Source organism: Arthrobacter sp. K5 (assembly GCF_040448525.1).
Taxonomy (GTDB): domain Bacteria; phylum Actinomycetota; class Actinomycetes; order Actinomycetales; family Micrococcaceae; genus Arthrobacter; species Arthrobacter globiformis.
In genome coordinates this window covers 4,245,160-4,259,678 of record NZ_CP159279.1, presented here as the reverse complement: position 1 = coordinate 4,259,678, position 14,519 = coordinate 4,245,160, and the positions used below count along the sequence as shown (strand labels likewise).

Here is a 14,519-nt window from a genome sequence, read left to right as displayed (position 1 = left end):
ACACCACAATTTCCCGGGCACACCCGGAACCGAACCAGCTCCACGACCGAAAGCACTCAAAAAATGACACGTCTGCAGCAAGATCGCCCACCTCTCACCGGCATTAGCTGCGTCCTGTTCGACATGGACGGAACGCTGCTGGATTCAGCACCCGGCGTTACGGCAAGTGCTGCCCGGGCCCTGGCAGCCGTAGGCGCGCCAGTCCCCGCGATGGACACACTGCGCCAATTCGTCGGCCCGCCGATGATCGAGTCCTTCAGAACAGTCTCACAGTTGGACGAGATAACCGCCCAAAGGGCCCTCCAACACTACCGCAAGGCATACGCCGACCACGGCGCTGAACAGTCCAGCCCATACGACGGGATCATCAAACTGCTTGACCACCTGCACTCGGCCGGCGTGCCGATGGCTGTCGCCACATCCAAGGTGGAAGATCAAGCGGTAAGACTCGCGCGGAGGTTTGGAATCGAAGGCCACTTCATCAACATCTGCGGGGCGTCCGACCGCGACGGAAGAGCGAGCAAGGCAGAGGTCGTCGCCGAATTGCTGCTCCGCCTTCAAGCCGAAGGCGTAGACATCTCCAGTCCCGTAATGATCGGAGACCGGAGCTACGACATCGCCGGAGCCGCCCAATACGGAATCCCGACAATATTCGCGCTCTGGGGCTACGGGGACGCTGGGGAAGCGTCGCAGGCGGCAGCCGTTGTCACGTCCGCCGCAGATCTGCTGCCACTCATCGTGAGCAATCGCCGCCTGTCGGACAGGTATACGAAGACGTCCTGCGCTGCGATGTGAGCACACGGATACAAGAACGAAACGTTGAATCGATGCGCTGAAACATACCGTGGCTACGCTAATTCCTACCTGAAAGAGGGTCGTCCGCACCCTCGATTGAAAGGAAATAGCCATGCTTTGGAATACCTTGAACCTGTTCTTCACCACGCGCGCTGACGGGAACTCCCAATTCGGCGAGTCCGCATCGAATACCGATTTTCCCAAGGGTCAGCTCACGTCCGCCGCTTGGGAAGGCTGGTGGGACAGCGCCGCGCAGGTCTGACAGGTCTCACCCGGGGTAGGCTCACCGAAAGGGAACCAGTGAGCGGGAGGGTATGGCGTGACCGAACAAGGACGCAGTACCGAACTTGAGGACCAGGGGCTGCCACTGACGGCCCTGGCCGTGGCCGCGGGCCGCGCCGTCGAGACCTCGCGGGCCGACCAGCTCGTGGCGGATCCCTTCGCCTCGGCCCTGGTGGTGGCCGCCCGCTCCCACCTGGACCTGCCGACGGTGTGGCCCGCTCAACCGGCGGAGGCCCCTCCGCTGCAGCAGCCACTCCTGCTGGCCTCCATCTACATCGGCATGCGGACCAGGTTCATCGACGACTTCCTGCAGTCCGCCCCTGCCACCACGCAGACAGTGGTTCTCGGCGCGGGGCTCGACACCCGGGCCTTCCGGCTGCCGTGGCCAGCCGGGGCCAGGGTCATTGAGGTCGACAGCGCCAACGTCCTGGAGTTCAAGGCCCATGTGCTGAGCCGGCTGTCCGCGGAGCCGCGGTGCGAGCTGGTCACCCTGGCCGCAGACCTTTCCCTGCCCTGGCGGGAGGGGCTCCTCGCTGCCGGTTTCGACCCGGCGCAGCCCACCACCTGGGTCCTCGAAGGCCTGCTGCCGTACCTCGATCCTGCGGCCCAGCACGCAGTGCTGAACGAAGTTGCGGTGTTGTCGGCGCCAGGATCGCGGGCGGTCATTGAGCGGGCAGTTGCCCTGCCCAAAACTGACGACATCGAGGCCAAGCTGCGCGAGTTCAGCGAGCAGACGGGCCTGCCCATGAGCGAACTGCTCGCTCGGGCCGATCCGCCGGACCCAATCGAGCTGCTCGAAGCAGCGGGCTGGCGCTGCACAGGACACACCGTTGAGGAGCTGTGTTCGACCTATGGCCGCGTCCTGTCGCTGGCCGCTCCCAACGCGGCCGCTCCTGACAAGCCAGGGCCCGGCGTTCCCGGGCCAGACCTGACCCGATCAGGCGGGCCGGCACCGGAGCAGCAGCCGACCCCCGACCAGTCCCGGGGCGGCTTCGTCACCGCGTGGATGCCGTAGGCCCGCGGCCAATCCTCCAAAACTATTCCGGGTCAGCGCCCGACGGTGCGGACGAAGCAGGCTTCGCGAGTTCCGCTGTCACCTGATCCGTCCAGGCGTCGACGGCGGCCCAGTCTCGCAAGTCTCCGAAGCGGCCGCCGGCGAGCCGGAACAGCCCCCGGAGCGGCGCCGATAACTGGCTGGCCTCGTAGACCCCGGAAAAGACAGTGTGGCCGCGAAGCTGAACTTCCTGGAACTGCGTTTCTTCCAGACGTTGCTGTTGCAGTGCCGCACCCCGTTCGCGGAACAGCTTTGGCAGGCCGTCGGACATCCCCACGCTGAAGGCCCAGACGGGCCGCTTGGCGAGCTCGGGCGCATGCTGTGTGAGGAACTCCAAAGCCGGGGGCAGCCACGCCTGATTATGGATGGCGCTGCCGATCACCACAGCCTCGTAGCCGAAAACGGATTCGACCTCCTCCACAGACCGGCACTCGACCTCGCCGAGGTCTACTGCCATTCGTGAGGCCACATGTTGGGCTATCTCCCTGGTGGAACCCAGAGCACTCGCATAGGCAACAAGGACAGTCATGGTGGAGCCTCCCGTCTTTCCTTTCTCCATTCTGATGGAAGATGTCCCGGCTGGAACCTGGCGTACGCCCGGCGCTGCCGTTAACCTCACCGCCACCTGCCCGCATGCCGCTCGCCACCTGGCCTCCCTAGGGTGAACGGGTCGGCGGCTCAGCGCCGGCCACAGCCATCCGGGAGGAACCAAAACCATGCGCAAAGTCCTGACCGCAGCAGCCGCCGTCGCGCTTTTCACCACAGCGATTGCCTCAACGGCGGGCACCGCCGTTGCCGCCCCGACGGCGGACGCCGGCTCGCCGTCGTCGAACGCGGCAGGAACTGCCAGCTCCCCCGTAAAGACGAACGAGCGCAACGGCTCCTTCGACCTGCAGTCGCACCGCGGCGGCCGCGGCGAGTGGACCGAAGAATCCCTGGCCGCTTTCGCGAACTCGCTGAAGCTGGGCGTGAGCACGCTCGAGCTGGACACCCACCTGACCCAGGACGGCAAGGTCATCGTCTGGCACGACGACACGATCCAGGCCAACAAGTGCGTGGACACCTCTCCCGCCACGCCGGGTGACGCCGAGTTCCCGTACGTCGGCGACCGCGTGGCCGACCTGTCGCTGGCGCAGATCAAGACCCTGGACTGCGGTTTCAAGCAGCTGCCCGGCTACCCGGAGCAGGACGTCATCGAGGGCAACCGCATCGCCGAGCTCAAGGACGTGTTCCAGCTGGTCCGCGACTACGGCGCCAAGAAGGTCCGCTTCAACGTGGAAACCAAGGTGGAGGATGGCCAGGCCGGCGGCGAGGGCTCGGTGGCGCTGACCAAGGCCGTGGTCACTGAGATCTACATGGCGGGCATGTCCGGCCGCACCACCGTGCAGTCCTTTGACTGGTCCACGCTGAACTACACGAAAAAGATCGCCCCGCAGCTGCCGACAGTGGCTCTCTCGAGTGGCGACGCGTGGCTGCAGGTGGGCAGGCCCGGCGCGGCGCCCGAGCTCGGCGGCATCGACATCGACGACTACGACGGCTCCCTCGCCAAGGCAGCCAGGGCCCAGGGCTACGATGTCATCTCCCCCGCTTTCGCCTCCGTCACACCGAAGATGATCGCCGAAGCACACGAATTCGGCCTGCCCGTCATCCCGTGGACCGTGAACACCACCGCGGACATGGCGCGCCTGATCGACCTCGGCGTGGACGGCATCATCACCGACTACCCCACCCGCCTGCGCACCCTCATGAACGGGCGCGGCCTGAAGCTCCCGCAGGCTTACGGCAAACTCTGATCGAGCCTGGGCCCACGCCAGGCGGGTTCCCTGAGCAAGTTTGCAAGCTTAGGGTGCTGGTGGGGAGCGAGATCAAACTTTCGACAGTCGACCACCAGGACGTACGACGGCGGGCCGCGGGCATCCGCTGGCGCGGCAGGATGCCCTAAGCAAGGCAAGCTGGCATACTGCTTGGTGAGCCTTGGGGGATCACTTGAAAATCGTGCTGTACGTCGTCTGGGCGCTGTTCGTTGCCGGCGCCATCTACTCCGTCATCCACGCGGCCAGGAAGACCAGGCGGCACGAACAGCTGACAGCCGGTTGGCCACGCGTGCAGGCCACGGTGACCGGGAGCCGCGCCGGCTGGAGCGGAGGTACCGGCAACATGACGAGAAACCGGCGCTTCTGGCCCACGTACCGGTTCACCGACCCGCACGGAACGCTGTTTGTGGGCGAGTCCGAGGTCTCGTCTGCCGAAAAGCCCTTGCCCGGATCGCCGATAAACATTGCCTACAACCCGGCCAACCCGAACGAGTCTTTCCAGCCCTCCTCCGAAACGAGAGCCGCGCTGGGCTGCCTGATACCGTTCTTCGCCGTCTTTGCCGCCGCCCTGTTCTGGTTCATCGGCGTCTTCCCGCTCTGACCTGGCATCAAAAGCCGGGCAGTGGAAATTTCAGTCAAACAACAACAGGGGGACTGTGTGAATATCGTGGGACTGCGTAAGCCCGGGCAAAATCTGGCCGCACCCCGGCCGGGAGGCGGGACCGTCGCCGCCGCTCTGCTGACGGTCGGCCTGCTCCTGACCGGATGCACTGTGACCAGTGGGCCGGGGACGCCGACAACCACCGCCACCCTTGCCCCCGGCGCCTTCTCCACCCTCGATGACGCCGGCGTAGAACAGATCAAGGCGAGCCGGACCGCCAGGCTGGACATGAGTTCCGGCACCCTGGAAAAGGCCGCCGTCAACGTCGAGGCCAGCGCAAATTTCGGTCCTGAGATCAATACCCGAGGCGACGGGAAGATCAATCTCACGATCGTTGGCCCGACCGGGGATGTCACCGGAAAGACGGACAGGATCCGCTTCAATTCAGGAAAGACCCGGACCGACTTCAGCGAAGTCACGTACTTCCTCACCACGGATTCCAGGGAGGAGTTCTACGGGCTCATCCGCGATGGCGTGGAGCGCTACGGCATCGACAAGGAATCCGCCGAGAACTGGATCAGTTCCACGGAGAGCGATCCCGGAGACAGGAGCGACTTCTCCATTACCTCGGGCTACGCCACCGGCCTCGGGGTGAACTACGACCTGCGCTACGACGGCTCCAAAACCACCCAGGTCATCATCGTCCATGTCAGTCCCGCCGCCTGAGCCCGACGGCGGGGCAGCCGCCTTCATTCCCCATGCGCCGACGACGGCGGCGACTGCCGCCGTCGTAGCCGGCTGTGGGGGTGCATCTCACCGGCGGAACGCTCAGGCCACCTTGTAGCTCAGCCGGTACTTGGCGCCGTCTTTCGTGAACTCCATGATCCCGTCCTTGGCGCCGGGTTTGAGGATCTGCTGACCGAGATAGTCGTCGCCCTCGACGTCGTTTTCATAGAGCTTCACCGACGCGTTGCCGGTGAACTGGACCGTCTTGTCGATTTTCTTCTTATCGCCCTCGCTGATCTTCACGGACTTCCCCAGGTTCTGGTCCTCGACCCGGATCCGGATCTCGTCATCGCCGACGAAGTCCTCCTGCTCAGCGCAGTGCAGGGTTCCGAGGTAGAGCTTGCCTCCGGGCAGGGAGGTCAGCGTGCTGAGTCTGGCCCGGTGCACACCCTTGATCACGTTGATCGCCGGGTTCCCGCTGGCACCGTTGTACTTGTACGAACCTGATTCGAACAGCAGGTACGCCTCGCCGTTCGGTGTGGTGGTGATTCCTTCGGCCATGCTCGGCGCGCGGAAGCAGCGCACGGACGCCCGGTCCAGATTCGTTTCGCCCTTGTTGGTGACGTAGAGGTTGCTGCGGTACTTGCGCCCGCTTGACGTGCTGAAGAGGAAGCGCCCGTCCGCGGCCGCAACGCCCTGCATCCACTGGGGCACCTCCCAGCGCAAGCCGTTCCCGTCTGCTTTCCTGTCCAGGGTCAGGGATCCGTCACCGGCGATCGTATAGCTGTACATCCAGTCACGGTGCTTGTTGCTGAACTTGCCCGCGTACAGATGACTGCCGTCTATGGTCAAGAATGACGCGCCGTAGACCTTGCGGTCTCCGCCCGCCGGGCTAACGGATCCGCTTTTCGCCGTCATGGCGGCCCTGAGATCGGACAGGCTGTACTTGGGGATCGTGTGCCAGCCACTGGTTTTTGGCCCGTCCACGAAGGCCCACTTCTCGTTCACTGCGATGGCACCGGCGTGGGTCTGCTGCGTGTCGTCGCCCCTCGGCTCGCTGTCGACGGTCCCCACAGTTTTGTCCCCGGCCTTGGGATCAAGGCCGACGATGTGTGCCCTGCCCTTGCCGTAGGTCGAGACCAGCAGAAGATTGTTGCCTTTGCCGTCCCAGTTCTTCCACCACGCCACACCCTGCGGCGTGTGGTCGCTGAGTTCTTTGCTGGTCAGGTCCGGCCCCGGTTTGAAGCGCGCGTCGTACATGTACGAGGCGGACTTGCCGTCGTACAGAGGTGCCGTCCCGCCCGTGGCCGCTTCCTCGCATTTGGGCTCCGGTGGCTTTGCTTCCTGCGCTCCCGCGACACCCGCCGTCGTCAGAAGCAGAAGCGGCGCGCTGAGCGCCGCGAGTGTGGTTCTCCGCATGTGCATGGTGATCAGACCCCCAGTCTGTCCGATTGGTCTTTGCCCGTTCCCGGTTAGAAGATCCGGCCGAACTATCACGCCTATCACGTGAAAGCTGGGGTGTGCATGTCACACCGTGGCTGGCCCTGATGTGGGAAAGTCGACGACGGCGGGCGACGGCTCGGTTTCGACAGGCTCAAACAGCGGACGCAAAAAGGCCCCGCGGGACCGGGCGTGGTGCCGGGTCCCGCGGGGCCTCTTCGGTGAGAGCCAGGAACGCTACTTCGCCGTGATGGTCCAGTCGCCGTCGGAGTTGACCTGGACGAAGCCCGGCGTCAGCTGCACGGTGCCGCTGTAGTCGCCGATCTTGTTGACAGCCAGTTCGGGGACCTCGCTGCCGAAGCCCTGCACCACGAAGTTGCTTTCGCCCTTGTTGGTGATGGTTGCCTTGTCGCTGGCCACGTCCCAGTAGAGGACCTTGTCGCCGTGGCCGCTGACCTTGTCCGTGGAGGAGGGGACACTGTCGATGTCCTCGATTTTCAAGGTCCAGGCGGAGTCGGCGCTGACGTTGAACTCGGTGGTGGGCGCACCGGCGCTGGTGTCCACGAGGTGCGAACCGGCGTAGGCGCCTGTGGTGTTGACCAGCAGTATCTCGGCGCCGTTGGTTTCCAGGACGGTGTTGCCGCTGCAGGCTTTGCAGGTGAAGGTCACCACGGCCGGGAGTCCCTTGAGGTCAACCGTCTTGACGTCGTCGCCAGTCCCCGTCAGCGTCTGGGCCTCGAGGTGCGGCCGGTCTTCCCCGGCAGCTGCTTCCTCAGTGGTTGTCGGCTCCGCGGAGGAACTGGCGGCGCTCTCCTGCGTGACAGGTGCGGCCGAGATGATCGGCGGGGTGGCGGCCTGCCGGACAATAGTGGCAGCAGCAATTCCGCTGAACACGCCGATCACCAGGTTGACCACCAAAAGGACAACCGTGACCACAACGGCCACCTTCTTGTGCTGCGCATACCCTGCCAGCGGCCGCCGGTTCTTGTCCGTCTGCCTCCCCGCCAAGGTGACAATCAGGTCCACGAGCGACCAGATGCCCAGACCGCCCAGGGTCAGCAGCTTGGCGATGCCCGTGCCGATCCTGCCCAGGTAGAACCGGTCCACGCCCAGGCCGCCCAGGAGGAGCGAAAACAGCCAGGTGACCAGGAAGGACTTCTGCGGTTCCGCCCCGTACTGTCCCGGGAAGGCCCCGTACTGCCCCGGATACGCCTGCCCAGCGTTCTGCCCGTCCAACAACTGCCCGTTCGCATACTGCGGCGCGCCGTAGGTGGTGTAGTCGGAGGGCGGCGGCGGGGTTGGGCCGGGGTGGCTCATTGCGGTCCTTTCAGGGCAGGCGACGGCAGGGGTCGCCGAGGTGGCGGAGTCAGGAAAGAGGGTGGGCAGTGCGGAAAGGGAGCGGCGCGGAAGGGTGGGGTCGAGCGGGAAATCCACCTGCGGAAGGAATACCGCGTAAACGGAATCCTGTGGTGAATGACACGTCGCCTGACAGCGGGCACATGGCTTCAAAAAGCCCGTTTGCTTAAGGCTTTATGGCTTGCACATCTGCTGCTGTCCCCCAGTTTGACGCTTTGGCGTCACCGCCCCCAGAAGGGATATTACAGGGCTTCCGGAGGGCATGCGGGGACGCCACGGCGCGTCCCGGAAGACGCGCCGGAAAGACGTACGACGACGACGGTCCCCGCCCGCCGTCGTCGTACTTTTGCCCTCTATTGGGGTCGCTTTCCCGGCCCTACTTTGGCACTGCTCCGATCTGCTGCATGAGGCTCAGCGTGTCCGTCGATCCCCAGTGTTCGGCCACCTTGCCGTCCTCCACCCGGATGATGTCGATGCCCGAGAATTCCACCGACTTGCCGGTGGCCGGGACCCCGGCGAAGTCACCCTGGTGCGTCCCCGTGAGGACGGTGTGGACGGCCTCCAGGTTCCCGTCGGCGAGCGCCGGCTCGGACGTCTTCACCGCGAGGTCCGGAAACGCGGTCCGGATGGCGTTCACATAGAACTTCACACCCTCCTTGCCCGGGGGCTGGCCGGGGAAACCCTCCTCGTGGTCGACGACGTCGTCCGTCACCAACTCGTCGATGAGCGACAGATTGCCGCCCGTCAGTACCTCGTCGTAAAAGCGCTTGATCAATCCCTGTCCGCCAGCCATCTCGTGCTCCTTAGTGCTTGTGGCTGTGTATGGCAGTTGCATTGTCCTCCTGCCCGATTACCGCTTCAACGGTCAAATGCCTTCTCGGAATCCGACGGTTGTGAAGCTGGGGAGCCTACGGCAGCTTCAACGGCAGCCAGGAGAGATTGGACGTCGGTTTCGGTGGTGTCCCAGGAGCACATCCACCGGACTTCGCCGCGTGCCTGGTCCCAGTCATAGAAGCGGAAGGATTCCCGGACTTTCGCGGCTGCCCCGGGTGGGAGGACGGCAAAGACGCCATTGGACTGTGTTGCTTGCGTCAGGGAGACGCCGTTAATGGCCGAGATTCCTTCGCTGAGACGTTGAGCCATCTCGTTGGCGTGACTGGCGGACCGTAGCCATAACCCGTCCGTTAGCAGGGCGGCCATTTGCGCGGAGACGAAACGCATCTTTGAGGCAAGCTGCATGTTCATCTTGCGCAGGTAGCTCATGCCTGGGTCGGACTGTGGGTTGAGCCAGATAACGGCTTCGCCGAACAGCAGCCCGTTTTTGGTGCCGCCAAAGGACAAGACGTCGACGCCGACGTCGGTGGTGAATGCCTGCAAAGGAACCCCGAGATGTGCTGCAGCGTTGGCCAGCCGTGCTCCGTCCAGGTGCAGTTTCATTCCCTTCGCATGGACGTGTTCAGCGATCCGTTGGATTTCTTCCGGCGTGTAGCAGGTGCCGAGTTCCGTGGGCTGGGTGATCGATACGGCCAGCGGTTGCGCCCGGTGCTCGTCTCCCCATCCCCAGGCTTCGGCGTCGATCAATTCCGGGGTGAGTTTGCCATCCGGTGTGGGGATCGGGAGGAGCTTTATCCCACCAATCCGTTCCGGGGCGCCGTTTTCGTCGGTATTGATATGCGCTGTTGCTGCGCAGATGACAGCGCCCCAACGCGGGAGCAGGGCTTGCAGGGCAAGGACGTTGGCCCCTGTTCCATTGAAGACCGGATATGCCGTAGCAGTTGTCCCGAAGTGGGACCGGATGACCTCTTGAAGCGCCGCTGAGTAGACATCTTCGCCGTATGCGGTGACGTGGCCTTCGTTGGCTGCCTGAACTGCTTCGATGATTTCGGGGTGAGCCCCGGCGTAGTTATCCGAGGCGAAGCCCCGGTATGCCGGGTCGTGCAGGCGCCCCGCCAGTACCTGCGGGGCGCCTGCCTTGGCATCAACGCTGACGCTCATGCCGGTGCGCCCACGAGGTGGCCGGCCGTGAGGGGCAAGCGCTGCCCGTTGATCTGTTCTGCATCCAGGCCGAAGATCCGCTGTACAGCGTCGGCAAGGACACCGACATCCGTGAAGCCCGGAAATTTCCGTTCCGGCTGGGCTGCGCGCATCCGGTCATCGACCAGAGCCTTGACGACGAAGACCAGGGCGGCTGTGTGCTGAGCGGAGAGGGGGCTTTCGTTTCCTCCCTGCAGGTGCCGGAATCCGTCGGCCACGGCCAGGGTCCACGCCTCGGCGGCGGACTTGACGGCGGCATAGGCGGCGCCGTCCGCTGTCGGCGAGGAAGCGGACTGTGCAGAAACAATGGCCAGGCGACCCACCGGGGAGGCAGTCAGGTCATCGTAAAACGCGCGGCTGGTGTTCCTCAGGGTGGTGAGGACACTGGTGTGCAGGAAGTCCCAGTCTTCATCCGCCTGGCCTTTAATGCCGGTACCGCCTCGCCACCCTCCCACAAGATGGATAAGGCCGTCCACGGGACCCAGATCGTTCCGGACAGACGCCGCCAAGTCCTCTACGGCTTGCAGGTCCGCGAGGTTGCAGACATAGCCCGTGACGTTGTCGTACGCCGCCGAGAGCTCCTGCACACGGTCCTCAAGGATGTCCACGGCGGCCACGCGTGCCCCTGCTTGCGAGAGGGTGCGGACTACCGCAGCGCCGGCAGCGCTTGTCGAACCGGCGACGACGACCGTACGTCCCGAGAGCTCCTGGCTCATGCGCCTGCCTCGCCCTCAGTCTTCAGCGGGCTCTTACCGGTGATCCCGGCAGTTGATTCAATGACCGAGGACATCTTCTTCTCCAGTGCCTCGTAGAACATCGACAGGGGGAATTCGTCATCAAGGACCTGGTCCGTCAGTCCCCGGGGAGGGCCGTCGAGCGGAAGGGCCGCCGGTCCCTTGGCCCACACGGAGGCCGGGTGGGGGGTGAGGGTTTCCGAGACGAGCTCGTAAGCAGCCAGCCAGTGTGCGGTCTTCGGCCTGTCGATTGAACGCCAGTAGAGTTCCTCTATGCGGAGACCCAGCTCGACGACCACGCCGGCGACGTCCTTCCAGTCGATGCTCAACTTTCCATCGGTCCAATGCAGAACCCGGTGCTGGTGCATCCAGGCGAACAGCAATTGGCCGCCCACGGCGTCGTAGTTCCGGACCCGGTTCCCGGTAATCGCGAAGCGGAAAATGCGGTCGAAGATCACGGCGTACTGGACCAGCTTGGCGTGCTTGCGGGCGTCCTCGGAAGCCGTTTCGTCCCGCTCGATGAGGACTGATTCGCGGAAGGCGGTCAGGTCACAGCGGAGCTCCTCCAGGGAGTACAGGAAATACGGCATCCGCTGCTTGATCATGAACGGGTCAAAGGGCAGGTCACCGCGCATGTGGGTCCGGTCATGGATCAGATCCCACATCACGAAGGTCTTCTCCGTGAGGTGCTGGTCGTCGATGAATTCCGCGGCGTCAGCGGGCAGGTCCAGGGATGTGATGTCGGCAGCAGCTTTGAGGACGCGACGGAACCGGGCAGCTTCGCGGTCCGCGAAAATGCCTCCCCACGTGAAGGACGGGGTGCTCCGGACCGCCACGCTCTCGGGGAAGAGAACCGCGGAGTTCGTGTCATAGCCGGGCGTGAAATCGACGAAGCTGATGGGGACGAACAGCTTGTTGGAGTAGCTTCCTGCCTCCAGTTCAGCGACGAAGGAAGGCCAGATGACCTCGATGAGGACGGCCTCGAAGTAGCGGTTGGTGCTGCCGTTCTGCGTGTACATGGGGAACAGAACAAGGTGCGGCAGCCCATCGATGCGCCACTGCTCGGGGTGGAAGGCCACCAATGAGTCAAGGAAATCCGGTACGACGAAGCCCTCGGACGCCCACCGCTGGAAGTCCTGCACGAGCAGTTCAAGGTAGTCCGTGTCATGAGGGAGGTGGGGGCGCAGGTCGTTTATTGAGTCAGTGATGATGCCGACATTCTGGCGGGCCTGGTCATGGTCTGCGGGTTCCGGAACGGAACCGTCCTGCACCTGAACCTGCTGCAGCCCGATGACGGCTGCCTTCAGGGCTTGCCATGCCGGGAGCGCCTTGAGGTCTTCTGCCCGGGTGATTGTCACTTCCGGGTTTGCGATTACAGACATGCTGGTTCCTTCCGTTGAGGGGATTCCTGAAGAAGCTAGCAGTGCGTAAGCATGCGTGAAGCACAATTCGCCTTTGCATAAGAAATGCTTTTGCTAAGGCGCCCCTCCCGACTGCTTTGCCTGCGCCCGAACTTAAGGTCGGGTGCAATTGGGACGCCTCTCGTAACCCCCCTGCGCTTGACGAGAGACTCCGAGACCTCTCGTGCATTTTTATCCCCGGCCCCATTCGCCCAACGCTCGCGGCTGATATAGCAGATCGTCAGAGCTGCTTACTCACTGGAAGCAACCAAATCAGCAAGTCTTACGCTCAGATCGGGTAACCGACGCCCATTCGTAAGGACTTCACCCGTCGGACGTGCAACATTCGCCACGCCAAAAGCCGCTTCCTTCACCTGTGTTAGCTTGATCACCATCCTTCCCGGCCCGGGGGCGCCGGAAGGCCTAAATCCACCGCAGCTACCTTTTCGGAGGCACCATGGGACTTGGCTCCCACACGCAAAAAAGTGACCGGGCTATTGCTCCCGGCACCCCTGAAACCGGTCTTCGCTCCGGCTCAGGACTGTTTCTTAGCTCGGGGTCTACCACCGCGCACGCAGGACCACGCGGGAAAGTGATGGCCTACCTGTTCGACCCAGCAGTCGCAGAAGCCTGCACCGGTCGAGCCGCTGGTGGCACCCAGAACCCGACCCGGCTCGCATTGATACCCCTTGGTGGTGTTGCATGACACCAATGAGCGGAATTTCCACAGACGTCAAACCCGATGAAACAGCACAGCAGGCGTCCTCCCTTGCGATAGGGGCAGATCGCGCTTCCGGCGAAACCACCAACGAACTCAAGCGCGGGCTAAACAGCCGCCACCTGCAGATGATCGCTATCGGCGGGGCGATCGGTACCGGGCTGTTCGTGGCCTCGGGCAGCACCATTTCCCAGGCGGGTCCCGGCGGTGCGTTGGTCGCCTACGCGCTGGTGGGGCTGATGGTATTCCTGTTAATGCAGTCACTGGGCGAGATGTCGGCCAAAATTCCCGTCGCCGGGTCTTTCCAGTCCTTTGCCACCCGTTTCGTCTCCCCTTCCTTTGGCTTCGCGATCGGCTGGAACTACTGGTTCAACTGGGCCATCACGGTAGCCGCCGAGCTGGTCGCAGCCGGAATCATCATGGACTTCTGGTTCCCGGGGGTCCCGGGATGGGTGTGGGCCGGGATCTTCCTGCTGGTGCTGACCGGGCTCAATGCCCTCTCGGCGAAGTCCTTTGGTGAGTCGGAGTTCTGGCTCTCCCTGATCAAGGTCAGCGCAGTGGTGCTCTTCCTGATCGCCGGCGTGCTGATGATTTTCGGCATCCTCGGGGATGACGCTCCGGGACTGAGCAACTGGGAAAACCGAGATGACGTCTTCCACGGCGGCTGGATCTCGATCATCTCGGTCTTCATGGTTGCCGGGTTCTCCTTCCAGGGCACCGAGCTCGTGGGGGTCGCCGCAGGCGAAGCCAAGAACCCGCGGCGCGAAGTGCCGAAGGCTATCCGCACTGTCTTCTGGCGCATCATGCTTTTCTACATTGGCGCCATCTTTATCATCGGCTGCCTGATCCCGTTCACCGATCCGAGCCTGCTGGCCTCCGGCGAGTCCGATGTTGCAGCATCGCCGTTTGCCCTGGTCTTCTCGCGCGCCGGAATCGCCTTCGCAGCGGCCTTGATGAACGCCGTGATCCTGACCGCAATCCTGTCCGCGGGCAACTCCGGACTATATGCCTCCACCCGGATGCTTTACGCCATGGCCCATGACGGCATGGCCCCGAAGATCTTTGGCCGAACCAATGCGCGTGGCGTGCCGATCGCGGCGTTGCTGGCGACCGCGGCCGTGGGACTCTTCGGGTTCCTCTCCGCGATCGTCGGCCAGGGTGCAGCCTACTCCTGGCTGCTTAACATGTCAGGCCTATGCGGCTTCATCGTCTGGGCGGGAATTGCGGTCTCCCACTACCGTTTCAGGCGCGGCTTCCTGGCCCAGGGAAACAAAGTCAGCGACCTGCCCTACAAGGCATCCCTGTTCCCCATTGGCCCGCTGCTGGCCTTCGCCCTGCTGATACTGGTGATCGCCGGACAGAACTACGAGGCTGTTCTTGCCGGACGGACCATGGAGGTCCTTTCCTCCTACATCGGGTTGCCGGTCTTCATCGCTCTATGGCTGGCTCACCGCTTCATCACCAGGTCCAAGGTGGTGCCGCTGCTCGAGATGGATCTCGCGGCACCCAAGGACCTCGACGACGAACCTAGGGGCGGCACCCAGTAGTCATGTTGCCCGGCTACC

At 63.7% G+C, this 14,519-nt stretch carries 14 protein-coding genes; 7 read left to right on the top strand and 7 right to left on the bottom strand.

Features of this window, described 5'->3' with window-relative positions; genetic code table 11:
- Positions 1-63: 63 nt before the first annotated feature.
- The 3 genes from ABRP34_RS19430 to ABRP34_RS19420 all read left to right on the top strand — a co-directional run bounded on the left by ABRP34_RS19430 (position 64) and on the right by ABRP34_RS19420 (position 2,092).
- Positions 64-795 carry an HAD hydrolase-like protein gene (locus ABRP34_RS19430; RefSeq protein WP_353711409.1) on the top strand — a complete coding sequence of 244 codons (732 nt, stop codon included), beginning with the start codon at positions 64-66 and terminating at the stop codon, positions 793-795.
- Positions 796-907: 112 nt separating this feature from the next.
- Positions 908-1,057, top strand: a complete 150-nt coding sequence (locus ABRP34_RS19425) for a hypothetical protein (protein ID WP_175305011.1) — start codon at positions 908-910, stop codon at positions 1,055-1,057.
- A gap of 57 nt (positions 1,058-1,114) precedes the next feature.
- Positions 1,115-2,092 (top strand): SAM-dependent methyltransferase, encoded by a 978-nt coding sequence (locus ABRP34_RS19420; protein WP_353711408.1) that lies wholly within the window; start codon positions 1,115-1,117, stop codon positions 2,090-2,092.
- A gap of 22 nt (positions 2,093-2,114) precedes the next feature.
- Here the strand turns inward: ABRP34_RS19420 and ABRP34_RS19415 are convergent, their stop codons facing one another.
- Positions 2,115-2,660, bottom strand: a complete 546-nt coding sequence (locus ABRP34_RS19415; RefSeq protein WP_353711407.1) for a flavodoxin domain-containing protein — start codon at positions 2,658-2,660, stop codon at positions 2,115-2,117.
- Positions 2,661-2,847: 187 nt separating this feature from the next.
- Here ABRP34_RS19415 and ABRP34_RS19410 point away from each other — a divergent pair, with 187 nt between their 5' ends.
- The 3 genes from ABRP34_RS19410 (at position 2,848) to ABRP34_RS19400 (ending at position 5,272) form a co-directional block, all read left to right on the top strand.
- On the top strand, positions 2,848-3,924 hold the full coding sequence (locus ABRP34_RS19410) for a glycerophosphodiester phosphodiesterase family protein (RefSeq protein WP_353711406.1): 1,077 nt from the start codon (positions 2,848-2,850) through the stop codon (positions 3,922-3,924).
- Positions 3,925-4,117: 193 nt separating this feature from the next.
- Positions 4,118-4,546 carry a DUF3592 domain-containing protein gene (locus tag ABRP34_RS19405; RefSeq protein ID WP_353711405.1) on the top strand — a complete coding sequence of 143 codons (429 nt, stop codon included), beginning with the start codon at positions 4,118-4,120 and terminating at the stop codon, positions 4,544-4,546.
- Positions 4,547-4,603: 57 nt separating this feature from the next.
- Positions 4,604-5,272 (top strand): hypothetical protein, encoded by a 669-nt coding sequence (locus tag ABRP34_RS19400; RefSeq protein ID WP_353711404.1) that lies wholly within the window; start codon positions 4,604-4,606, stop codon positions 5,270-5,272.
- Positions 5,273-5,374: 102 nt separating this feature from the next.
- Here ABRP34_RS19400 and ABRP34_RS19395 read toward each other — a convergent pair whose 3' ends face one another.
- From ABRP34_RS19395 to ABRP34_RS19370, 6 genes are all read right to left on the bottom strand, one after another.
- On the bottom strand, positions 5,375-6,691 hold the full coding sequence (locus ABRP34_RS19395) for a hypothetical protein (protein ID WP_353711403.1): 1,317 nt from the start codon (positions 6,689-6,691) through the stop codon (positions 5,375-5,377).
- Between the two features lie 258 nt (positions 6,692-6,949).
- Entirely contained in the window at positions 6,950-8,029 is a 1,080-nt protein-coding gene (locus ABRP34_RS19390; RefSeq protein WP_353711402.1) for a TM2 domain-containing protein, read from the bottom strand.
- A gap of 415 nt (positions 8,030-8,444) precedes the next feature.
- Entirely contained in the window at positions 8,445-8,861 is a 417-nt protein-coding gene (locus ABRP34_RS19385) for an ester cyclase (protein ID WP_043419443.1), read from the bottom strand.
- A gap of 65 nt (positions 8,862-8,926) precedes the next feature.
- A complete protein-coding gene (locus tag ABRP34_RS19380) occupies positions 8,927-10,063 on the bottom strand; it encodes a low specificity L-threonine aldolase (RefSeq protein WP_353711401.1) in 1,137 nt (378 codons plus the stop codon).
- Positions 10,060-10,818 carry an SDR family NAD(P)-dependent oxidoreductase gene (locus ABRP34_RS19375; protein WP_353711400.1) on the bottom strand — a complete coding sequence of 253 codons (759 nt, stop codon included), beginning with the start codon at positions 10,816-10,818 and terminating at the stop codon, positions 10,060-10,062. The genes ABRP34_RS19380 and ABRP34_RS19375 overlap by 4 nt, the downstream gene beginning before the upstream one ends.
- Positions 10,815-12,218 (bottom strand): DUF6421 family protein, encoded by a 1,404-nt coding sequence (locus ABRP34_RS19370; protein WP_353711399.1) that lies wholly within the window; start codon positions 12,216-12,218, stop codon positions 10,815-10,817. The genes ABRP34_RS19375 and ABRP34_RS19370 overlap by 4 nt, the downstream gene beginning before the upstream one ends.
- Positions 12,219-12,938: 720 nt before the next feature.
- Here ABRP34_RS19370 and ABRP34_RS19365 point away from each other — a divergent pair.
- Positions 12,939-14,501 (top strand): amino acid permease, encoded by a 1,563-nt coding sequence (locus ABRP34_RS19365; protein ID WP_353711398.1) that lies wholly within the window; start codon positions 12,939-12,941, stop codon positions 14,499-14,501.
- The last annotated feature ends 18 nt before the right edge of the window (positions 14,502-14,519 follow it).